Annotated in this window: 15 protein-coding genes; 9 read left to right on the top strand and 6 right to left on the bottom strand. The window is 71.2% G+C overall.

All coding sequences use genetic code 11. From position 1 onward, the window contains the following. Positions 1 to 367: 367 nt before the first annotated feature. Positions 368 to 3,385, top strand: a complete 3,018-nt coding sequence (locus tag D7Y04_RS31825; RefSeq protein WP_121761702.1) for an amino acid adenylation domain-containing protein — start codon at positions 368 to 370, stop codon at positions 3,383 to 3,385. Between the two features lie 13 nt (positions 3,386 to 3,398). Here the strand turns inward: D7Y04_RS31825 and D7Y04_RS31830 are convergent, their stop codons facing one another. Next, a complete protein-coding gene (locus tag D7Y04_RS31830) occupies positions 3,399 to 4,670 on the bottom strand; it encodes an endonuclease/exonuclease/phosphatase family protein (RefSeq protein WP_121761703.1) in 1,272 nt (423 codons plus the stop codon). A 288-nt stretch (positions 4,671 to 4,958) separates the two neighbouring features. Here D7Y04_RS31830 and D7Y04_RS31835 point away from each other — a divergent pair, with 288 nt between their 5' ends. Both D7Y04_RS31835 and D7Y04_RS31840 read left to right on the top strand, forming a co-directional pair. Further along, positions 4,959 to 6,071, top strand: coding sequence for an XdhC family protein (locus D7Y04_RS31835; protein ID WP_121761704.1), 1,113 nt, complete (start codon positions 4,959 to 4,961; stop codon positions 6,069 to 6,071). A gap of 172 nt (positions 6,072 to 6,243) precedes the next feature. After that, on the top strand, positions 6,244 to 6,831 hold the full coding sequence (locus D7Y04_RS31840) for an NTP transferase domain-containing protein (RefSeq protein WP_121761705.1): 588 nt from the start codon (positions 6,244 to 6,246) through the stop codon (positions 6,829 to 6,831). Here the strand turns inward: D7Y04_RS31840 and rpiA are convergent. The 4 genes from rpiA to D7Y04_RS31860 all read right to left on the bottom strand — a co-directional run bounded on the left by rpiA (position 6,806) and on the right by D7Y04_RS31860 (position 10,615). Beyond that, positions 6,806 to 7,513 carry a ribose-5-phosphate isomerase RpiA gene (gene rpiA, locus D7Y04_RS31845; RefSeq protein WP_121761706.1) on the bottom strand — a complete coding sequence of 236 codons (708 nt, stop codon included), beginning with the start codon at positions 7,511 to 7,513 and terminating at the stop codon, positions 6,806 to 6,808. The two genes, D7Y04_RS31840 and rpiA, sit on opposite strands and share 26 nt — an antisense overlap. A gap of 27 nt (positions 7,514 to 7,540) precedes the next feature. After that, on the bottom strand, positions 7,541 to 8,728 hold the full coding sequence (locus D7Y04_RS31850) for an AI-2E family transporter (protein ID WP_121761707.1): 1,188 nt from the start codon (positions 8,726 to 8,728) through the stop codon (positions 7,541 to 7,543). Between the two features lie 112 nt (positions 8,729 to 8,840). Then, a complete protein-coding gene (locus tag D7Y04_RS31855; RefSeq protein WP_120596722.1) occupies positions 8,841 to 9,995 on the bottom strand; it encodes a YgcG family protein in 1,155 nt (384 codons plus the stop codon). After that, positions 9,989 to 10,615, bottom strand: coding sequence for a hypothetical protein (locus D7Y04_RS31860; RefSeq protein WP_121761708.1), 627 nt, complete (start codon positions 10,613 to 10,615; stop codon positions 9,989 to 9,991). Before D7Y04_RS31860 ends, D7Y04_RS31855 begins: the two co-directional genes overlap by 7 nt. A 153-nt stretch (positions 10,616 to 10,768) precedes the next feature. Here D7Y04_RS31860 and D7Y04_RS31865 point away from each other — a divergent pair, with 153 nt between their 5' ends. The 6 genes from D7Y04_RS31865 to D7Y04_RS31890 all read left to right on the top strand — a co-directional run bounded on the left by D7Y04_RS31865 (position 10,769) and on the right by D7Y04_RS31890 (position 18,877). Next, entirely contained in the window at positions 10,769 to 11,122 is a 354-nt protein-coding gene (locus tag D7Y04_RS31865; RefSeq protein ID WP_233601660.1) for a VOC family protein, read from the top strand. Positions 11,123 to 11,242: 120 nt separating this feature from the next. Continuing rightward, positions 11,243 to 12,586 (top strand): hypothetical protein, encoded by a 1,344-nt coding sequence (locus D7Y04_RS31870; protein ID WP_233601661.1) that lies wholly within the window; start codon positions 11,243 to 11,245, stop codon positions 12,584 to 12,586. Positions 12,587 to 12,650: 64 nt separating this feature from the next. Then, positions 12,651 to 13,592 (top strand): vWA domain-containing protein, encoded by a 942-nt coding sequence (locus tag D7Y04_RS31875; RefSeq protein WP_120596718.1) that lies wholly within the window; start codon positions 12,651 to 12,653, stop codon positions 13,590 to 13,592. Further along, positions 13,592 to 14,572, top strand: a complete 981-nt coding sequence (locus tag D7Y04_RS31880; RefSeq protein WP_120596719.1) for a VWA domain-containing protein — start codon at positions 13,592 to 13,594, stop codon at positions 14,570 to 14,572. Before D7Y04_RS31875 ends, D7Y04_RS31880 begins: the two co-directional genes overlap by 1 nt. Positions 14,573 to 14,593: 21 nt before the next feature. Beyond that, positions 14,594 to 17,296, top strand: a complete 2,703-nt coding sequence (locus D7Y04_RS31885; RefSeq protein WP_120596720.1) for a cation-translocating P-type ATPase — start codon at positions 14,594 to 14,596, stop codon at positions 17,294 to 17,296. Positions 17,297 to 17,464: 168 nt separating this feature from the next. Beyond that, on the top strand, positions 17,465 to 18,877 hold the full coding sequence (locus tag D7Y04_RS31890) for an L-serine ammonia-lyase (RefSeq protein WP_121761911.1): 1,413 nt from the start codon (positions 17,465 to 17,467) through the stop codon (positions 18,875 to 18,877). Between the two features lie 219 nt (positions 18,878 to 19,096). Here D7Y04_RS31890 and D7Y04_RS31895 read toward each other — a convergent pair whose 3' ends face one another. Further along, on the bottom strand, positions 19,097 to 21,916 hold the full coding sequence (locus tag D7Y04_RS31895; protein WP_121761710.1) for a serine/threonine-protein kinase: 2,820 nt from the start codon (positions 21,914 to 21,916) through the stop codon (positions 19,097 to 19,099). Between the last annotated feature and the right edge of the window lie 147 nt (positions 21,917 to 22,063).

Below are 22,063 nucleotides of genomic sequence, written 5' to 3' on the forward strand. Positions count from 1 at the left end.
CCCCCTTGAATCATCCAGCGCGACAGGGGGTGCGGACCCACCCCAACGAATCAGGTTGCACCCACCCGCTGAAGGCCCGCACGCGGCGGCGGCACACCCCCACGGGAAAAAGACAGACATCGTCACCCTGCCGTGGCGGTGCGCGCCCGCAGTGTTCCAAAGATATATCCAGACAGGAATGACATACACCGCGTGCGGGAGTCCCCTGACGGAGACGGGGGCATGGATGACCCGAGCGTGTGTGTTGCAATCAAGACTCCGCGTGTATCACCGCGCGGTTCCTACGTATTGCGCGAGCGCTGCCAGTCTTTAGAATTTTCAAACGCGAAGCACCCGCGCGCGAGTCACCACATCCAAGGAATGCACCATGGCCCTTCCGTCCACGCTGCGTCTTCCCCCGACCGCGGAGATCGCCTTCGGCTCCACGGTGCTGAAGCAGCCGGAGCTGTTGCGCCGGGCGGCCCGGGTGGCGCGGAGGCTGCGGACCGAGTGGAACGTGCAGCCGGGAGACCGCGTGGGGTTGATGGTGGTGCCCGGGCCGGAGGTCATCCCGGCCATCCTGGGCATCTGGATGGCGGGCGCGGCCTACGTGCCGTTGGATCCCTTCCTCCCCGACGAGCGGCTCCTGCGCATCCTGCGCGACGCGGGCCTGCGCGGTGTCGTCACACAGCGAATGCACCGCGTCTCCGTGGGGCTCCTGGAGACGTGGTTGGGGACTCCCCTGCCCTTCCTGGAGGCGGATGCGACGGCGGTGGACGGCGCGGAGGACATCGACGTCTCGGACGTCATCGACGCGCCGCCGGACCGGCCCGCGTACCTCATCTACACCTCTGGCAGCACGGGTGAGCCCAAGGGCGTGGTGTGCACGTTCCGGGGGCTCGTGAACCTGGTGCACGGCGTGGGGCCGCTGTTGGGCCTGGGGCCGGACACGCGGCACCTCCAGTTCGCCAGCATCAACTTCGACGCGTCCGTGTGGGAGGTGTTCCCCACGCTGTTCGCGGGCGGCGCCGTGGTGCAGGGCACGCGCGAGGACCTGCTGCCCGGCCGGCGCATGGCGGAGTACCTGCGCCAGCAGCGCGTGACACACCTGTGCCTGCCGCCGTCCGTACTGGGGCAGCTAGGGCCGCACGTGGACACGCTGCCGGATGTGGCGTGCGTGGTGATGGCGGGCGAGCGCTGCCCGGCGCCGCTCGCGGAGCGGTGGCATGCGTCCGGCCGCCGCGTCTTCAACGCCTACGGCCCCACGGAGGGGACCGTCTGCGCGACCGCGTACCGGGTGAAGGGCGGCGAGTCGCCCGTGCCCATTGGACAGGCGCTGCCGGGCGTGCACCTGCGCGTGGTGGGGCCGGACGGACAGGACGTCGCGGTAGGCGCGACGGGCGAGGTGTGGATTGGCGGCGAGGGCGTGGCGGAGGGCTACCGCAACCAGCCCGAGCGCACGCGGGAGCGCTTCCCCACGGACGCCCAGGGCTCCCGGTGGTACCGCACCGGTGACGAGGCCGTGCGCCGCGCGGATGGGGCGCTCGTGTTCCTGGGACGGATGGATCAGCAGGTGAAGCTGCGCGGCTTCCGCATCGAACTGGAGGCCATCGAGCAGGCGCTGTACGCGTACCCGGGCGTCGCGCAGGCGGCGGTGACGGTCTTCGAGCACACGGACGTGCAGGGCCAGACGTCGGGCCTGCTGGTGGCGTACCACAGCGTGCAGGAGGGCCACACGGTGTCGCTGGAAGCGCTGCGCGCGCACCTGGGCGTCGTGCTGCCGGACTACATGGTGCCGCACCGCTTCGTGGAGCTGCCGCGCCTGCCGCTCATGCCCCACCTGGGCAAGGTGGACCGGGGGGCCCTGCCGCCCCCGGCGGACTGGGTGGGCGCCACCGCGTCCGATTCCCGCGCCGCGCAGCCCACCGCGCTCTCAACGCCCGCCACTCCGATCGACCGGCTGTGCCGCGCCTTCGAGCGGGGCCTGGGCTCGGCCCCGGGCACGGTCACGGCGAACACGCACTTCTTCCAGGCGGGCGGTGACTCGCTGGGCGTGGCGCACGTGCTGGCCCAGGTGGAGGAGGACTTCGGCGTGTCGCTGCCGTCGCGCCGCGTGTACTCGCACCCCACGCCCCAGCTGCTCCTGCCCTTCTGCGAGGCCGGCGCGGCTCCGGCCGAAGCGGGCCCCCAGAGCGTGCGCGCCACACTGCTGACCGACGCGCGGTCCGCCGCCCTGCCCCGGCTCACGGCCCCCGCGCTCGTCAAGCAGCCGCCGCGCACGCTCCTGCTCACGGGGGCGACGGGGTTCCTGGGCATCCACCTGCTGGCCGCGCTGGCGCCCCGCGTGGAGCGCATCCACTGCCTGGTGCGGGCGCGCGACGACGCGGAGGCGGGCGCGCGGCTTCGCGCCACCGCTCGCAAGTACGGCGTGCACCTGCCCTGGCGCGACGGGCGCATCCAGGCGGTGGCGGGCGACATCACCCGGACGCGGCTGGGACTGGAAGCGTCCGTGTATGACGACCTGGCGCTCCAGTGCGACGCGGTGGTGCACTCGGCCGCGAGCATCAGCTACATCCTGCCGTACGCGGACGCGGGGCGGCCCAACGTCGCCGGCACGCAGCAGGTGCTGGCCTTCTGCGCGCACGGCCGCGCGAAGCCCCTGCACCACGTGTCCTCGCTCAGCGTCCACGGCGCGGTGGGCACGCTGCTGGGCCTGGAGGAGGTGGACGAGGACTTCGCGCTGGAGCGCTCGTTGGACCTGATGGTCTACGAGAACGGCTACACGCGGGCCAAGTGGGTCGCGGAGCGGATCGCCATGGACGCGCGCGACAGCGGCCTGCCGGTCAGCATCTACCGGCCGGGCTTCATCCAGGGCCACAGCCGCACGGGCATCGGCAACGCGGACGACATGCTGTGCCGGCTGCTGGTGGGCAACGCGCAGCTGGGCATGTCGCCGGACCTGCCGGACAAGTACTGGCTGCCGGTGCCGGTGGACTACGTGGCCAGCGCCACCGCGCACCTGGTGCTCACCCAGGCCCCGGGCGGCACGTACAACCTGGCGCCGGAGCGCGAGCAGGAGCCGAGCCACAACGCCCTCTTCGACATGCTGGGCGTGCACGGGCACCCGGTGCGCCGCGTGGCGCCAGCGGTGTGGCTGCGCGAGCTGGGACGGGTGGGGCCGGACAACGCCCTCTTCCCGCTGGTCGCGTTCCTGCGGGAGAAGGTCTACCACGGCACCCGCACGGTGCTGGAGCTGCACCACCGCACGCCGCGCGTGCGCACGGACCACACCCGCGCCGCGCTGGCGGGCACGGACATCCAGTGCCCGGACATCGACGCGGCCCTGCTGCGCCGCTACGTGAAGGACCTCTTCGCGCGCCACCGCTCCGCGGCCCTCGCCGCGTAGCGGGGGCAGGACGTCAGTGGTGCGGCGGGGACTTCACCTGTCCGTCGCCGAAGCGGTAGTGGGCCACCACCGGCTGGTGGTCCGAGGACTCGGTGGAGCGGTCCACCTCGAAGAGGACCGGGACCAGGGAGCGCGTCGCGTAGAAGTTGTCGAAGCGCTTGCCGGTGGCGTGCACCACGCCGTGGCTGTCCGGGTGCGAGGTGAGCGTGGCGCAATCCGCGATGTCCTGCAGGCGCCACCACGCGGGGCTGTGCTTGGGAATCTGGCCGGAGCTCAGCTCCTGACGAGCGTGGTGGGGCGTCGTCAGCGAGTGGTCCGCCAGCCGCACGCGCACCGTCGTCGCGTGACACACCGTCTCCGGCAGGTCCTGCTCCATCGTGTGCAGTTCGTGGCGCAGGCGCGGGTCCGAGATGTTGCCCACGCCGCGGTCGCCCACCGTGACGTTGTGCATGTCGTCGCCGTAGCGCTGACGGAACTCCTCGATGGTGTCCGTGTCGTTGTCCTGCTTCGGGTGCAGCAGGTGCGCCACCAGCCAGGAGCCGCCCCGCTTGATGGCGGTGTTGGCGTTGAAGTCGCCCAGCACGACGGCGGGGACGCCCTCGCGGCGGCTCAGGAGCGAGTTGAGCTGGCGCAGGTTGAGGGCGTTGATGGCCGAGTCCCCCAGCGCGTGGTGCAGGTTGTAGAGGTAGAGCGGGCGGCCCTCCACGTGGAGCTTCAGCCACAGCACGCCTCGGTCCTCCACCAGCTCTCCCGCGTAGCCCTGGCGCGCGATGGCTTCATTGCGCTCGGCTTCGGTGAGGACGTAGGTGAAGTGCGCGGCGTCCACGATGGGGTGGCGGCTGAGCCAGGCCTTGCCGTTCACCAGCCGGGTGCCGTCGTCGCCGTCGCTGCCCTGGTACGCCAGGTGGAAGCCGAAGCGGGACGCGAGCAGCACCGACATGGGCACGCCCGCCTCCTGCAGGCCGATGACGTCCGGCATGCGGTCCTGGGCCTCCAGTTGGGTGAAGTACTCCAGCAGCGCCTCCTGACGCTCGCCGCCCATGAGGATGTTGTAGCTCATCACCGTGAGGCCCGGTCCCCGGGGCGCGCGCGGCGCGGGGTGGTGCACGATGAAGGTGCGGCCGTCTCCCAGCCGGCGCTCGCTCGAGGGCAGCGGCACGGCCTGGAAGTCCGGCAGGGTCAGGGTGGGGTCACGCTTCGGCAAAACGTCCTCCTGCCCGCTCGGCTTGCGTCCGAGCAGGTGTCCAACGGCGGGCAGGTGTTCCAGCACTTCGGGCATCTTCATGCCGCCCTCCCCTTGCTGGGGCGCCAGGCCCGCACGGTGCCATGAGCAAAGGGGAAGCGATGTCGGGCGTCATGCCGTCGCGCTTTGGATTCCACCGAGCCTCCATCAAAAGTCCTCCGCTCAAGTTCGTGGCGGGAGGCCTTGTCCGCCAGCGTCACGTAGGGGACGGGCGGTCGGCCGGAGGGTTGCCCTGCGTGCGCCGGGCATGAACCGGACGTCGGACGGTGCACATCCGTCCGGGGCGGAATCGGCCCGGGCATGGGGCGTGGGTGGTTAGATGGGTGGGCGATGAAGGAACTCGATGACCTGCTGCGGGCATGCGGTCGCGCCTCCGGTCCGGTGGTGTTGGCGACGGTGGTGGCGGTGTCCGGTTCGTCGTATCGGCGTCCGGGGGCCCGCATGTTGATGGGCGCGGACGGCTGGCTCGCGGGCGGGGTGAGCGGCGGGTGTCTGGAGGGAGACCTCGTGCGCAAGGCCTTCTTCTGGACGTCGGCGGGGCCGCGAGTGCTGCGCTACGACACCACGGGCGACGCCGCGGAGGACGAGGGCGGCCTGTCGTTCGCGCTCGGGTGCAACGGCGTGGTGGACATCCTGTTGGAGCGCTGGGAGCCCGGCCCGGGTGACGCGCTCGGCTTCGCGGCAGAGGCGCGCAAGCAGTCGCTGCGCGCGGTGGTGGCCACCGTGTACCGGGGCCCCGAGGACGCGGTGGGTTCGCGGCTGATGTTGCGCGAGGACGGCGTGTCGGAGGGAAACCTCAAGGGCGCACTGCTCGAGCCAGTGCGCGCGGCGGCGACGGAGACGTTGGCGCGCGGCGTGCCCTGGAGCGGCGCGTGCGAGGGCGCGGAGGTGCTGGTGGAGGTGGTGGAGCCAGCGCCGCCGGTGGTGGTGTTCGGCAGCGGCTTCGACGTCGCGCCCGTGGTGTCGCGCGCGCAGGGGTTGGGGTGGCATCTCTCGGTGGTGGCGGACCGGCCCGTGGAGCTGCTGCGCCGCAGGTTCCCTGGGGCCCAGGCGCATGTCGCGTCGCGGGCCAGCGAAGTGCTGGAGAAGGTGCCTCTGTCCGCGCGCAGCGTGGTGCTGGTGATGACGCACAGCCTGCCGCAGGACAGGGAGCTGCTGGAGCGGCTGGTGCCGCTGCCGGTGCGTTACCTGGGAGTGCTCGGGCCTCGTGCGAGGACGGAGCGCATCCTGCGGGAGCTGGCGCGGCCTCCGACCACCGATCAGTTGGAGAAGCTGCACGCGCCCATGGGGTTGGACCTGGGAGCGGAGGGCGCGGACGAGATTGCCCTGTCCATCATCGCGGAGGTACAGGCGGTGCTGGCCGGACGCGACGGGGGACGGCTGCGCGAACGGCAGGCACCCATCCACGCGGATGCCATCGCACCGGAGCGCAGGTCGGCGTGAGGGACCGCATCAGCGAGACGCACGCGACCGATGGGCTCGGAACGCGCACGGCGCATGCGCCCGTCCGCGCGTCTGCGAGAGGTTCTTCGCGGCTGGGACAACCCGAACCATTGGGCGTCGGGATGCTCGGAACGCGCACGATGCATGCGCCCACCCACGCGCGGAGGCGTGCATGACCGTCGCCATCGTGCTGCTCGCCGCCGGTGGTTCTTCGCGGCTGGGACAGCCCAAGCAGCTCCTGCGCCACGAAGGCGTGTCACTGGTGCGGCGCGCGGCGGAGCGAGCCCTGGCCGCGAGCCCGGTGGTGGCCGTGGTACTCGGCGCGCGGCGTGACGACGTCGCAGCGGAGCTGGACGGGCTTGCCGTGCGGTGCGTGGACAACCCGGACTGGGCGCTGGGCCAGGGCTCGTCACTGCACGCGGGCCTGCGGGCGCTTCCCCCGGACGTGGACGGCGCCCTCCTGATGCTCTGCGACCAACTCCGCGTGGACGCGCCCCACCTGCGCTCGCTCATCGCCACCTTCGAGCGCACGCGCGCCCCCATCGTCGCGTCCACCTATGCGGGCACCCGGGGCGTCCCCGCCCTCTTCTCCCGTGCCCTCTTCCCTGAGCTGGAGGCCCTGCCTCCCACGGGCGGCGCACGCGGGCTCATCGCTCGCGATCCTTCGCGCGTCGTGGAGGTTCCACTGCCCGGCGGAGAGGAGGACGTGGACACCGACGAGGACGCCCTGCGCCTCATGCGCCCCGGACGCGGTGGGTGATGCCCTCCGGCCCGGCCACCAACAGGTCGGTGGCCAGGTTCAGGAACAGGCCGTGCTCCATCACCCCTGCGCGAGACTCCAGCTTCGCGGCCAGCGCCACCGGGTCGCCAATGGGACCGAAGTCACAGTCCAGCACCACGTTGCCCTGATCCGTGTGGTACGGCGCCCCGTCCAGCGCGAGCCGCACCACCACGCGCGCGCCCAGCGACTCCAGGAACAGCGCCTGCGAGCGCCAGCCGAAGGGAAGCACCTCCACCGGCACCGGCCACTTCGTGCCCAGCCGGGGAGACAGCTTCGCCGCGTCCACCACGATGATTTCTCGGCGGCTCGCCTGAGCCACCACCTTCTCGCGCAGGAGCGCCCCACCGCCGCCCTTGATGAGCGACAGGTCCGGGGCCACCTCGTCCGCGCCGTCGATGGTGAGGTCCACCACCGGGTGCACATCCAATGTGGTGAGCGGCACTCCCAGCGACGCGGCCAGAGCCTCCGTCGCGCGTGACGTGGGGACGCCCACCACGTCCTTCAACGTCCCGGCGGAGAGCAGCGCGCCCAGCCGCCGCACCGCGTACGCGGCCGTGCTGCCCGTTCCCAGCCCCACCACCATGCCCGGCTGGATGAAGTCCACCGCGCGCTCCGCCGCCACGCGCTTCTGTGAAGCCGAAACACTCTCGTCGGAAGTCATGGAGGGCTCTAGGGAAGAAAGGCTGCTTCAGTGCGGCGTCCCAGGATGCCCGGAGTCGGCCGGGGGCGCACGCCGCGCTTCACTTCGCGGCGGCGCGAGTGGACCCGCCAACAGTGCCTCGTCCGCGTTCCCCAGTCCGGAAGGCAGGGCCGCCGCCAGACGACTCTCGCGCTTCCACGTCTTGCGACGCTCGCGCTGCACCTCCGTGAGCAACACCTGCCCCGCCGCCGCCGCCGGCACCGCGAGGATGACGCCCAAGAGCCCCGCGACGGAGCCGCCCACCAGCGCCACCAGTGAGATGAGCAGCGGGTTCATCTTGATGGCGCGCCGCTGCACCAGGGGGCTGAACAGGTGGGCCTCGAACTGCTGGTAGACCATGAACAGCGCCAGCGCGAGGAGCGCCCGCTTCGAGCCCACCGACGCCAGCGTCGTGACGCTCACCAGTATCGCGGTGATGACGCTGCCGATGTACGGGATGAGCCCCAACACCATCGCCACCAGGCCGAGCGGTAGGAAGTACGGCACGCCCAGCGCCAGCGACATGCCGGCCGTGAAGGCGCCGCCCACCGTGACGATGAGCAGCGTGCCGACGAGGTAGTTGCCCACCGCCTCGCGCATCCGGCCCACCACGCGCCGCACACGGGGACGGCTGCGCGGCCGCACCCAGCCCAGGATGCTCGCGTAAAGGTCGTGCCCGAAGAGCAGTCCGAACACGGCCAGCGCCAATACGGTGATGCCCGCGCCCAGCAACTGCACCGTGGACGACAGCACGGTGATGAGCGGCCTGGCCAGCACGCCAGGCTCCACGTTGAACGCGTCCTGCGGATGCGACAGCACACCGAAGTGCTCATCCAGCTTCCGCACCCAGGGAGCCTGGGTCAGCTCCGTGAGGAAGACCGGCGCCGCCTCCACCAGGTGCTGGAGCTGCTCCACGAGCAGCGGCACCAGCGTGAGGATGAGCAGGCCGATGACTCCCAAGAGCGTCAGCGCGATGAGCGCCACGCCCAGGCCCCGGCGCAGGCCCCAGGACTGCAACCGGCGCACGACGGGCTCCGCCGCCAGTCCCAGCAGCAGCGCCGCAGCCAGCAGCGTGAGCACGGGCCCCAGGCTCTGCATCGCCGTGCCTAGCAACACGAGCAACACCACCTGGGCCCCGACCGACCACACCGTCCGGGGCGGTACGTAGACCGGGAGTCCCTTACGCGCAGGCCTCATGCCCCCAAGGTAGGGAGCACCTTCCAGGCAGGCGACGGGCCTCCACATGCCGTTCTGGGTTGACCCAACGTGGAGATGGCGCTCGGCTGGTGGGCAGGCGGGCAGCCAGGGGCTACCAGGAGTCGCTGCCGCCGCCGCCGCCGAAGTCTCCGCCGCCTCCGCCCCAGTCCGAGGACGAACTGGACGAGTCGCTGCTGGAGGACGACGAGGAATCGTAGCTCGACGAGGAGAAGGTGTCGTAGCCCGAGGACGAGGTGCTGGAGCTCCAGTCCGACGACGCGTTCCCGCTCGAACGCCAGGCCCGCTGGGGTCTCGAGGGCCACAACACGTTCTGGAAGAGGAGGACGCCCAACATGCTGAGGGGCAGCAGGAGGGGAACCGAGAAGAGGGAGCCCAGCATCACCCAGAGGAAGAAGTCCCCCAGTCCGAGGACGGGGTCATGCGACCACAGCTGGCTGTACGCGAGGGCCGCCATGGGCATGAGGAGCAGCAGCAGTCCCCACGCCGCACGCTCCCGCCGCTGGAACAACCGCCACCCCCAGAAGAACAGCCCCATCAGCGCGACATACGCGACGAGGATGAACAGCGGGGACCTGGGCCCGGACCACCCGACGGAAACGAGCGCGGCCGCCGGCAGCACCACCAGCAGCGTCGCCATCGTGAGCCCTCGCGAGCCCCGGAAGCCCGAAGCCTGGACCTGGAGCAGCAACCGCGCCATCGCGCACGCCGTGAGGAAGATCGCCACGAGGAACCAGGCCGACTCCGCCGGGGTCCAGGGCGGTGTCGTGGCGCTGCCCCCCGCGAACGCCCCCGCGAGCACCTGCGCATCCACGCCCGCGATGATGGCGAGCAGCGCCGGTTCGAATCGGCCCTCGCGCAGAAGTGGTCCCTGCGCGTGCAGCAGGGCCGTCGCCTCGCCATCCGTCAGCCAGGACTCCATCCCGTAGCCCACCTCCAGCCGGGAGCGGCGGTCCGCGCGCGCGATGACGAGCAGCACGCCATTGTTCCGGCCCGCCGCACCGCCCTTCCATTGCCGGAAGACCGCCGCCGCGTAGTCCTCGATGGGCTGACCGTCCGTGGTGTCCACGAGCAGCACCGCCATCTGCACCTGCTTCGTGGCGCGCAGGTCCACCAGGGCCCTGGAGACCGTTTCCATCTCCCGCGAGGTCAGCATCCACCGCTGATCCGTCACCGGCCGCGTGATGGAGGGAACCGCGGCCAGGGCCAGCGCTGGCAACAGCAACGTCAGGAGGACGGTCTTCACCATGAGGAGACCTCCGAGGACAACGGCAGCGAAGCAGGCAGCCCGCTCAGGCGGACCACCCAGCTCGTGGGGAAGGAAGTGGCGGAGGCGTTGTACGCCGAGGCGCGCTCGTCATAGCGGCGCTGCTCCACCGCCACGCGGTTGTCCGCGCCCGCCACCTCCGCGTCGCGGTTCAGACCGGGCGTGAGCTGATCCAAGCGCGCATGCAGGGTCTCGCGACGCTCCAACACGTTGCGCACCTGGGCCCGCTTCTGCGCCACCTCCGCCAACGAGGCGGTGAGCCCATTGCGAACGACGAGCCCCGACACGGCCAGCACGCCCGCGAGCGCCACTCCCGCCCACGCGCCCTGCTTGAGCCTCGCGCGGCGCTGACGCGCCAGACGCTCACGGGCCTGGGCCTCGCGGGCCTGCTCCTCACGGCGGCGGGCCAGCGCCTCCAGCGCCTGGTCCACGTAGCGCGCGGGGATGTCCAGCTCCTCGCCGATGCGCCGCAGGTCGTCCGGGGTGAGCGTGTCCGGCGCGGCGTCCTTCTGCATCAGCCGGGTGGCGGTGGCGATGAGCTCGTTGACGTCGTCATAGGCGACGGCCCCAGGGCCCTGCCGCGTCCGTGTCACGTCACCCATGAATCCGTCCCCTTGCCGCTTCAGCCCGGTCCCACCCGGATCCGCGCCCGACGATACGTCACTTCCGTCCCGGGCCCGATATTGGCCCTCGTGTGCGTGGCGCCCGTCCATCGCTCCGGGCAGACTGCCGCGCCCATGGACAAGCCCCAGACAATGCGGTCGTTCGTGAAGCTGCTGGTGACGGATGCTCAGGCCTCCGTGAGCTTCTATGAAGGCCTCGGCTTCGAACGCATCGCGTCGGAACCTCCCATCCTCCGCCTCCAGTGGGGCGGCGAGTCGGACGTGTACCTCGTGAGCCCTCCTCCAAACCTGAAGCTGGAGGGACGAAAGGGCATGGGCGTGCTCGTGGGCTTCCGCGCGGGCTCGGACGGTGTGGACGCGGTGGCCGCGAAGGCGGCGGCGCTGGGCGCGCACGTGGAGGGCCCCACGGTGCAGCCCTGGTACACCCGCGAAATCGTCGTCACGGACCCGGACGGCTACCGGCTCAACTTCATCGAGCCCTCCTGAGGCCCTGCTCCCACTTTCGCTCCACGCCCTGTCCCCTTAAGGGGCGTGGAACGAACGATGGAATCCACGCCGTTGCGCGGACCCGGGGATGCCGCCCCGACACTTGATTGCCCCAGCGGCTTGCGCCAGCCTGTCGCGGCCTCCGTGAGCCCGCCCCGCTACTTCGTTCCCCACGCCGCCAGCCCGGTCGAACCCGTGCCGTGCGATGCCTCGGAGGTCGTCCACGTCCTGGACGCCTTCCGGCTGGAGCCCGCGTACCTGGGCGAAGCCGAATGGCTCGTCTGCACCGACGTCGTGGGCCAGCTCCAGCTCATCCCCGGCAGCGAGCGCGCGCGGCTGCCCGCGTCCGTGCAGACGCAGCTCGCGCACCACGAGGTCGCCTCCGGCAAACCCCCGCGCCGCCTGGCCGCGACGGAGCTGTTCTTCTTCTCCCCGGAGGTGGTGGAGCACCCGTCCAACACGGAGGGCTTCAACGACCCCGTCTACCTCTACGGCACGCTCACGGGCCCGTGGCCGGGCAACGCCGTCACGCGCGTGAACGGACAGCTCACCGTCACCCGGGGCGACGTGCTCGCGGGCTTCGCGCATGGCGCGCAGGACGCCTTCCACTACGTGAAGGACGCGGAGAGCCGCGACGCGCCCCGCGCGTACCACGCGCTGTTGCCGGGCGACCGCGCGGATCAATTGGCGCAGGGGCGCGGGCTCGTCCTCACCTACCCGGCCGTGCCCGCGGAGTTGCAGGCCCACCACGCCGCCAACGGCGCGCAGGTCGCGAGCATGCTGCACGCGGTGCTCACCCAGCTCCAGGACGACGCGCACACGAACCAGGGGCCCCAGGCCATCGCTTCGCTGGAGCTGCCCGTGCCGAGCCGCGCGATGGCCATCGCGGACCTGGAGCTGCGCGGCTACGAGGTGAAGGGCGACATCGCCACGCCGCGCCCCACGAAGGGCGGGCTGGTGGGGAAGCTCGCCGGCTGGCTCCAGGACGAGACCGTGCGCGTGCCCCGGGAAGCGCCGCCTCCCGAGTTCCTGGAGCTCGCGCGCCGCGTGCTGCCGCTCCTGCCGGGCTGGCCCACGGAGACGGAGCGCACGCTGCGCGCCCATGTGTCCGCGGGCACGCTTTCTCCGGGCACGCCGGTGATGCGCCCCACGGTGCCTCGCGCGCCCACGCCGCCTGCGTCCATCCCGCCGCGCCGGCCCACGCCGCCGGTGCGCTCCAGCGACTGGATGCAGGACTTCATCGGCGCGCATGGCAAACCCGGCGGCGCGAAGCCGCGCCTCACGCAGCTGCAACCGAAGCCCGCGCCCCGGCCGCCTCCCGCGAAGCCTTCATCCCCGGCCACATGGCAGACGGACTTCGGTCCGGCCCCGGCCGCGCCCGCCCGTCCGGCGCCCAAGCAGCAAGAGAAGGCGCCCGCTCCGCCCGGCAAGAAGCCGGACTGGATGAGCGACTTCGATGACTGACCCCGTCCGTTTGCGGTGCTCGCACACCGGGCGATAGCGTTTTCACCCTCCAGAAAGGCAGACCATGGGACACGAGAAGCCGATCGAGCCGTTTTCGGACCTGCACCGCGAAGGAGACCGCGTGCGCGCGGTGCTGCTGCACGACCCCACGGTGGAAGGCCTGGACATGGCCATCTACATGGACGCGTCCGGCAGCATGCGCGAGGAGTACGCCTACAAGACGCAGCAGCGCACCTTCCTGGAGTGGCTGCGCGGCGCCCCGATGAAGGAGGCTTCCAACGACGTGGAGCCGCAGGTCCGGTGGATGCTGGAGTATCTGGCCACCAAGGACCGCAACGGTCTGCTCCGCGTGGCCTACTGGGCCTGTGGCACCAGCGGCCGCCAGGTGGAGCCCGTGGGTGAGCTCAAGGGCACCGACGTGAAGCAGTACAAGTTCCCCGGTGCGAAGCAGCTGGGTGGCTACACGTACATGGAGCCCGCGCTTCGCGACTACGTGAAGTACCTGGAGGAGCAGGTGAAGGTGGGCGCCAAGCGCGGCTGCGCCATCATCGTCACCGACGGCCGCCTCCATGACGCCGAAGCGGTGGAGAAGTTCTCCGCGGAGGTGGCGAAGAAGATCGCCTCCGGGCGCCTGCCGCGCATCAACTTCGTGCTGGTGGGCGTGGGCGACGACATCGACGAGGAGCAGCTGGAGCACATCGCCCACGCGGAGTACCCGGGCGTGGGCCACCTCTGGTGCCACCGCATCGCGAAGGAGATCACCCAGGTCGCGGAGCTGGTCGCCGTGCTGGTGGACGAGACCATGACGGTCGCTGCCGGCGGAACCATCTACGACGACAAGGGCACGGTGCTGAAGACGTATGAGGGCCGCCTGCCCGCGGTGCTGGAGTTCGACGTGCCGGAGGAAGCCAAGAGCTTCACGCTGGAGGTGAACGGCCAGCGCTACACCCAGCCGCTCCCCGATGAAGAGCACCACGACGAGGACGAAGACGAGGACCACCACTGATGGCCGGCCACGAAGTCATCAACCGCCCCTTCTCCGACGTCCACCGGATGGGCAACAAGGTCGTCGCGACGCTGCTGCACGACCCCACCGTGGAGGGCCTGGACGTGGCCCTCTACATGGACGGCTCCGCGAGCATGGAGAACGCGTACGGGCCGCGCGGCATCCTGGCGAAGCTCGCCCCGGTGAAGAACCAGGTCGAGCCGCAGATGCAGTGGATGCTGGAGTACCTGGCCAACAAGGACCGGGACGGCAAGGTGCGCGTCACCTACTGGGCCTGCGGCGACGGCACCCAGCTGGAGATGGTGGGCGACCTCACGGGCCCGCAGGCCAAGGGCTACCGCTTCCCCGGGCCGAAGTCCTACGGCAAGGCCACGGTGATGCTGCCGGTGCTGCGCGACTTCGTGGCGCACATCAAGCAGCAGGTGGGCGAAGGCGCCAAGCGGGGCCTGGCGGTCATCATCACGGACTCGCAGATCAACGACGCCCATGACGTGACGGCCTACGCCACGCAGGTGGCCAAGGAGATCGCCTCCGGCCGCCTGCCGCGCATCAACTTCGTCTTCATGGGCGTGGGCGAGCACGTGGACGAGGAGCAGATGGAGGAGATCTCCCATACGACCTATCCGGGCGTGGGACACCTCTGGTGCCACCGCCACGCGGACCGCATGGAGGAGATGGCGGAGCTCGTGGCCGTGCTGGTGGACGAGACGATGACGGTCGCCGCCGGCGGCACCGTCTACGACGAGCAGGGCAATGTGCTGAAGACGTACGAGGGCCGCCTGCCCGCGGTGCTGGAGTTCGACATTCCCCCGACGTGCAAGCGCTTCACGCTGGAGGTCGCCGGCCAGCGCTTCGACCAGCCCGTCCCCGAGGAGCACGAGGACGGAGACCACGACGAGGATGAGGACGACGACCACAAGGCGGAAGCCCCGCCTCCGGCCGCCGCGCCCTCTCACTCACGCCGCGGACACCGCCACTAAGGCGACAGGAAGAGCCAAGCCATGTCGGAGCAGAAGAAGAGCGGTTCGCGGTTCGGCGCGTTGAACATCAAGGGCCTCAAGGAGGCGCAGCCCGCCGGCAACGCCGTGCAGCGCCACGTCCACGGCCCGGGGTGCAACCACGACCATGGCCATGATCATCATGGTCATGACCATCACGGTCACGACCACGACGAAGCGGACGGCCTGACGCACGTCCATTCTGCCTCCTGCCTCCATGACCATGACCACGGGCATGACCACCACGGCCATGCCCACTCCCAGCGCGTCATCCGTCCGCCGGACCACCGTCCGGCGGAAGGAGGCGGCTCGGCGCTCCAGTTGGACTTGGAGGGCACGCTGCCGGGAGAGACGGATGACCAGGGCCGCTTCGCGCGGCTGGAGGCGGCTCTGGAGTCGCAGCACGGCATCACCGACGTGCACCTGCGCCGCGACGCGGGCCACGCGGAGGTGTGCATCCACTACCAGCCGTCGCTGGTGAGTGTGTCGAAGCTGGTCGCGCTCGCGCAGAAGACGGGCGCGCAGGTGGCCGCGCGCTACCTGCATCACACCTGGTTCGTGCGCGGGATGGACTCCGCGGACGCGGCCCAGGTCATCGAGCATGCGGTCTCCAAGATGAAGGGCGTGCTCACCGCCAGCGTCGCGTACGCCAGCGAGCGCCTGGTCATCGAATACGACAAGGTGGAGTTGAAGCTCCCGGACGTGGAGGCCCGGGTGAAGGCGCTCGGGTACGGGCTGGAAGTGCCCATGGCGGGCCACGCCTGTTCGCACCACGCGCACGGTGGCGGACTTGCGCCGCTGCTGGAGCTGCCCCTGGTGGTCGTCTCCGGCGTGCTGCTGGCGGCGGGCTTCGTGGTGGACCATTTCGCGCTGGCGCCGCCGCTGGTGGCCACGGTGCTCTGGGCGCTGTCGATGGCGAGCGGCGGCTTCTTCGCCATTCGCGGCTCGGTGCAGTCCATCGCGCAGCTGCGAATCGACATCGAGACGATGATGGTGGTGGCGGCGCTGGGCGCGGCGGTGCTCGGCGCCTGGTTCGAGGGCGCGTTCCTGCTCTTCCTCTTCAGCGCGGGCCACGCGCTGGAGCACCGGGCCATGGAAAAGGCGCGCCGCTCCATCGAAGCGCTGGGCCAGCTGCGTCCGGAGGTGGCGCGCGTGCGCCGGGGCTCGGAGGTGGTGGAGGTGCCGGTGGCGGACGTGAAGCGCGGTGAGCGCATCGTCGTGCGCCCGGGCGACCGCGTCCCGCTGGACGGCGTCATCCTCGAAGGCAAGAGCTCCCTGGACCAGGCGGCCATCACCGGCGAGTCCATGCCGGTGGCGCGCAAGCCGGGCGACGAGGTGTTCTCCGGCACGATCAACTGCGAGGCGGCGCTGGAGGTGGAGGTGACGCGCCTGTCGTCGGAGTCCGTGCTGGCGCGCGTGGTGGACATGGTGGCGCAGGCAGAGGCGCAGAAGGGCAAGCGGCAGCGCTTCGCCCAGCGCCTGGAGCGCACCGTGGCGCCGCTCGTGATGGCGTCCGCGGTGGTGTTCCCGGTGGTGCTGGTGCTGCTGGGTACGCCGATGAAGGAAGCGGTGCTGCGCGCGGTGGGGCTGCTGGTGGCCGCGTCGCCGTGCGCGCTCGCCATCTCCACGCCGTCCGCCGTGCTCTCCGCGGTGGCGGCGGCCGCGCGCGGCGGCGTGCTCATCAAGGGCGGCATCTACCTGGAGCTCTTGAGCGGCATCCGCGCCATCGCCTTCGACAAGACGGGGACCCTCACCGTGGGCCGTCCCCGACTGCTCACCACGTGGGCCGCGCCGGGCGTGACGCGCGAGGAGCTGCTGGGCACCGCCGCGAGCGTGGAGGCGCTGTCCGCGCACCCGCTGGCCAAGGCGGTGGTGGACGGCGCCGCCGAGGCTCGCGTCGCCGTGCCCGTAGGCCGCGACCTGGAGGCCATCCACGGCCAGGGCATCCGCGCGAAGGTGGGCGATGACGCGGTGGAGGTGGGCAGCACGGCCCTCTTCGCGGGCGAGGCGATTCCCGCGGAAGTCACCGCCGAGGTGGCGCGGCTGGAGGAGGCGGGCCAGACGACGATGGTGGTGCGCCGCGCGGGCCGCTACCTGGGCGTGCTGGGCGTGGCGGACACGCTGCGCGGCGGCGCCCGGCAGGTGGTGCAGGCGCTGAAGGCGGGCGGCATCGAGCGCACGGTGATGCTGTCCGGCGACAACGCGCTCGTGGCCCGCTCCATCGCGCAGCAGGTGGGCCTGGACGAGGCGAAGGCGCCGCTGATGCCCGTGGACAAGGTGACGGCGGTGAAGGAGCTGGGCCGCACGTACCCGGTGGCCATGGTGGGCGACGGCGTCAACGACGCGCCCGCGCTCGCCGCCGCCGCGGTGGGCGTGGCCATGGGCGGCGCCGGCAGTGACGCGGCGCTGGAGACGGCGGACGTGGTGCTGATGAGCGACGACCTGGCGAAGCTGCCCTTCGCGCTGGAGCTGTCCAAGCGCGCCACGGCGGTGATGAAGCAGAACCTGGTCATCGCGCTGGGCGTGAGCGCGGTGCTCGTCGTGGCCGCCGTGCTGGGCATCACGCGCATCAGCCAGGCCGTGGTGCTCCACGAGGGCAGCACGCTGCTCGTCGTCTTCAACGGCCTGCGCCTGCTCGCCTTCCGTCCGAAGACGCCCGCCTCGCCGCCCCAGCCCGCCACGGGCCCCCAGCCCGCCGCCGGTTAGCCCGCTCGCGTCATGCTTGGCATGGCAACTTCCCCTACGCCCGGAGGAGCGGGCGCACGCGGGACGTGTTGTCTTTCAGCCTGCATGACTTGAAGTGGATGCATGCAGCGCGTCGTGAGTGGGGTGTCACAGGCGGCGCGCGATGAACGTGGCATGGTGGGAAGCGCCATGCCTGTCAGCGTCTTCGACCTCTTCAAGATTGGAATTGGACCCTCTAGCTCGCACACGGTGGGGCCCATGCGCGCGGCCCGCACGTTCGTGGTGGGGCTGTCGGACGCAGGACTCCTGGAGCGCGTGACGCGGCTCAAGGTGGAGCTGTTCGGTTCGCTGGGCGCGACGGGCAAGGGACACGGCAGCGACAAGGCGGTGTTGCTGGGCCTGCGCGGCGACACGCCCGAGGACGTGGACGTGGAGAAGGTGCCGGCCATCGTCGCGCACTGGCGCACGGAGGGGCGCGTGTCGCTGCTCCAGCGGCTGGTGCTCCCCTTCCGCGACGGCGAGCACCTGGTGATGCACAAGCGCAAGGTGCTGCCCTACCACCCCAACGGCATGCGCTTCACCGCGTTCAGCGAGGGCGGGGAGACGCTGGCCTGCCGCATCTACTACTCGGTGGGCGGCGGCTTCGTGGTGGACGAGCAGGCGACGACGGGCGCGGATCCGCTGCGCGCGGAGAGCGCGTCGGTGCCGCTGCCCTTCAAGTCCGCGGAGGAGCTGCTCAAGCACTGCGAGCGGGAGAAGCAGCCCATCAGCTCCGTGATGCTGCGCAACGAACTGACGTTGCGGAGCGAGGAGGACATCCGGGCGGGGCTCCTGCGCATCTGGACGGTGATGCAGGCGTGCGTGACGCGCGGGTACACCACGGGTGGCATCCTGCCCGGCGGGTTGAAGGTGGAGCGGCGCGCGGCGGCGATGTACCAGCGGCTCATCAGCCGGCCGGAAGCGGGGCTCACCAATCCGTTGACGGTGCTGGACTGGGTGAACCTGTACGCGCTCGCGGTGAACGAGGAGAACGCGGCGGGAGGGCGCGTCGTCACGGCGCCCACCAACGGCGCGGCGGGCATCATCCCGGCGGTGCTCCACTACTACTGGCGCTTCGTGCCGGGAGCGAACGCGGACGGCGTGGTGCGCTTCCTCCTCACGGCGGGGGCCATTGGCTCGCTCTACAAGGAGAACGCGTCCATCAGCGGCGCGGAGGTGGGCTGCCAGGGGGAGGTGGGCAGCGCGTGCTCCATGGCGGCGGGAGGGCTCGCGGAGGTGCTGGGCGGCACGCCGTTGCAGGTGGAGAACGCGGCGGAGATCGCCATGGAGCACAACCTGGGGCTCACCTGCGACCCGATTGGCGGGCTGGTGCAGGTGCCCTGCATCGAGCGCAACGCGATGGCGTCCGTGAAGGCCATCAACGCCGTGCGCATGGCACTGTCTGGCGACGGGAGGCACTTCGTCAGCCTGGATAAGGTCATCAAGACGATGCGCGACACCGGCCGCGACATGAAGGACAAGTACAAGGAAACCGCGCGCGGCGGCCTCGCGGTCAACGTCCTGGAAGTCGCGAACCTCAGCGTCGGCCTGCCGGAGTGCTGAGCCCTCCGGAGGCCTGAAGCGCGCCCGTCCGCATGCACCACGCGTGGCGGACGTAGGCAGCGCTCTGCAGCACCGATGCGGTCAGGCCTACCGCCCGTGCTCACCGCTCGTAATGGACGCAGGCAGCAGCCCGCGACACCCGCGCGGATAGGCCTACCGACTGCGCTCGCTGCGCGTGACGGACGCAGACAACACCCCGAGGCACCGGCGCGGCCAAGCCTACCGCCTGCGCTTACCACCGCGCCCGGCGGACACGGGCACCGCCTTCGCCTTCACCACCGGCGCGGGCCGAGCAGAGAGCCACGCCTCCACCTCCTTCGACTGCGCCGTGCGTCCCGCGGACCTGAAGCGCGCGAGCGCCTGTGACGCCGAGTCGCGCGCCTCAGCCTCCTCGCCCTCCGTCCACAGCGCCTGCGCCAGCGCGAAGCCGGACTCACCCAGAGAGTCCTCCTGCACTTCCTTGAAGGACAGCGCCTGCTTCAGCGAGGCAATCGCGTCGCGCGTGCGGCCCAGACCCAGCTGCGCCTGACCCACTCCGTCCAGCGAGTAGTAGACCAGCTCGTCCTCTGGCCCAAGCTTCGCCTCCTTCACCTTCAGCGCTTCCTCGTAGTCCCGCAGCGCGTCCGGGTAGCGCTTGAGCGCGAGCAGGCTCATGCCCTCCTCGTCCAGCGCCTCCGCCAGCTTCACGCTCTCGTTCCCCAGGAGCGTGCGGTGCAGCGACACCGACACCCGCGCGTGCTCCAGCGCCCCGGTGAAGTCCCGCTGTTCGCGCAGCGCCATGGACAGCGCCTGATGCCGGCGCGCCGTGTCCAGGTGCACGGGCCCCACCGCCTTCTCCGTCTGGACGAGCGCGTCCTTCAGCACCGTCACCGCCTGCGCGCTCTTGCCCGTCTCCAGCAGCGTGCGCCCCAGCGTGAACGCCACCCGCGCCCGCTTGGGGTGCCCCTCCGGCAGCGCCTTCGCCAGCAGCCCCGACGCCTGCTCCAGCAGCTTCAACGCGTCGTCCGGATGGTCCTGCATCAGCGCGAGGTTGGCCGCGTTCACCTTCAGGTCGCTCTCCAGCACCGCGTCGCCACCCACGCGCTTGAGCGTCGCCTCGCCCAATCGGCCCCAGCGCTGCGCGAGCACGAACTGCTCCTGCTCGCCGTCCACGTAGAGCAGCTTGTTCATCACCGACACCGCGAGCCGATCCGCCCTGCCGGCCTCCGCGTCGTAGACGGCCTGCTCCAGCACCGCGCCGCCCGCGGCCTTGTCGCCCAGCACCGCCTGAGCCCAGCCCAGGTGGAATCGCAGCTCCGCCATCAGCGGCAGGTAGCCCGTGGCCATCACGCGCGCTTCCGCGGCCTTCGCCATCTCCAGCGCCTTGGGCACCCGGCTCAGGTCCACGCGGGCCTTCACCTCCGCCAGCGTCCCCTCCAGTGCATCCAGCTCCGCGCGCTTCGCGGGATCCGCGGGCCGGGGCTGCAGCTCCGTCAGCGACTCCACGTCCGCGCAGTCGCCCGGCGAGGGCAGCGCGTACGCCGCGTCCAGCGACTTGTCCACCAGCGCCACGTCCGCCGTCTGCAGCGTGGCCACCAGCGCGCCCAGGTCCTTGCGCCGCCGCTCCAGGCACACGAAGCGCTGGGACAACAGCTCTTCCGTCTGCACCTCGCGCACGCGCGTGTCCTCGCACGCCGCCGTGTGCTGCTTCGCCCACTCCGCGCCGTAGCCGTCCAGCACCACGCCCACCCGGCGAGCCATGTCCTGCGCCACCGGGCTCTTCGTCGCGAGGAATGACTGCATCACCTTCTCGCGCGCGTCCGGTCCCCAGCGCTCCGCCACCAGGGCCGGCGCCCCTTCGCACACCTGGGAGCGAGACCACGCCACCCCGCCCGCCACGCCCAGCACCACCGTGGCCGCCACCGCCGCTCCCGCGCGGCGCTGGAGCAGGGCCCGCCGCTCCCGCTGGCCCAGCACCGTCAACAGCTCCGCCATGGAGCGGAACCGGTCGCGAGGCTCCAGCGACAGTCCCTTCATCAGCGCACGGCGCACCCACGCCGGCACCTTCGATTCGCGCGGCGGCTCCAGGATGGGCGACGGCGGCAGCACCTGCACCGCCGCGGCGCCCGTCACGCCGGGCTCGTCATCCGCCCCACTCTGGGGCCGCAGCTGGGACGCCACCCGCGAAAGCTCGTCCGGGTCGAACGGGCGGATGCCATACAGCGCGCGGTACAGCGCCGCGCAGAAGCTGAATTGATCCGACCGCGAGTCCAGCAGCTCGCCCCGGAACTGCTCCGGGGACATGTACGCGGGCGTGCCCATCACCAGGCCCGCCTGCGTCAGCTGCGAGTTCAACGGCGAGTCGTCCCCCACCGGCCGCGTGCGCTCGCCGTCGTCGTCCTCCGCCTCGCCCATGGGCCGAGCCAGCCCGAAGTCCGTGACGTAGACGCGCCCGTCCTTGCCCACCAGCACGTTGGCCGGCTTGAAGTCCCGGTGCACCAGCCCCGCCGTGTGCGCCGCCTCCAGGCCCCGCCCCGCCGCCAGGTACTTGTCCAACAGCTCCTGCCACGACCGGGGCTTCGCCTTCGTCCAGTCGCGCAGCGTGCCGCCGTCCACCAGCGCCATCGCCACGTAGACCTGGTGGTCCCACTGCCCCACCTCGAAAACGGGGATGACGTTGGGATGCGAGATGCGCGCCATGGCCTGGGCCTCGCGCAACAGCCGCGCCCGCCCCTGCTCCACGTCCTCGTGGCCGCCCTTCACCCGCAGGAGCTTCAGCGCCACCTTGCGGTCCAGGTCCGGATCATAGGCGGCGTACACCACCCCCATGCCTCCCTGCCCCAGCACCTTCAGAGGAACGAACCGGCCCACCTGACGCGAGGACAGCCGCTGCGACTCGCCGCCCCCCGCCCCTCGCGAGGGCGCCGACGCCTCCGCCCCACCCCGCCCCGTCGCGGGCGCGCTGCCGCGACCCGTACCGTAAGTTTCTCGCGACGTCGAAACGCGCGGCGCGGAGCCGGGCGCGGAAGGCCCGTCGTCCCTGTCATGCCGGTTCGCCATGGGTCCAGTGTACCCCTCACTCCAGGATTCCATGTTTCTCGGCACGGCCGCCTGCCCGGTTGCGTCTGAAATCACGCGCTTCCCTCAAAAGCCGTGATCCGGAAGCAACCTCCAAAGTCCTGCGCGGATAATGCGGGAGGAAAAAGA

The organism is Corallococcus sp. AB038B, assembly GCF_003668955.1.
Taxonomy (GTDB): domain Bacteria; phylum Myxococcota; class Myxococcia; order Myxococcales; family Myxococcaceae; genus Corallococcus; species Corallococcus exiguus.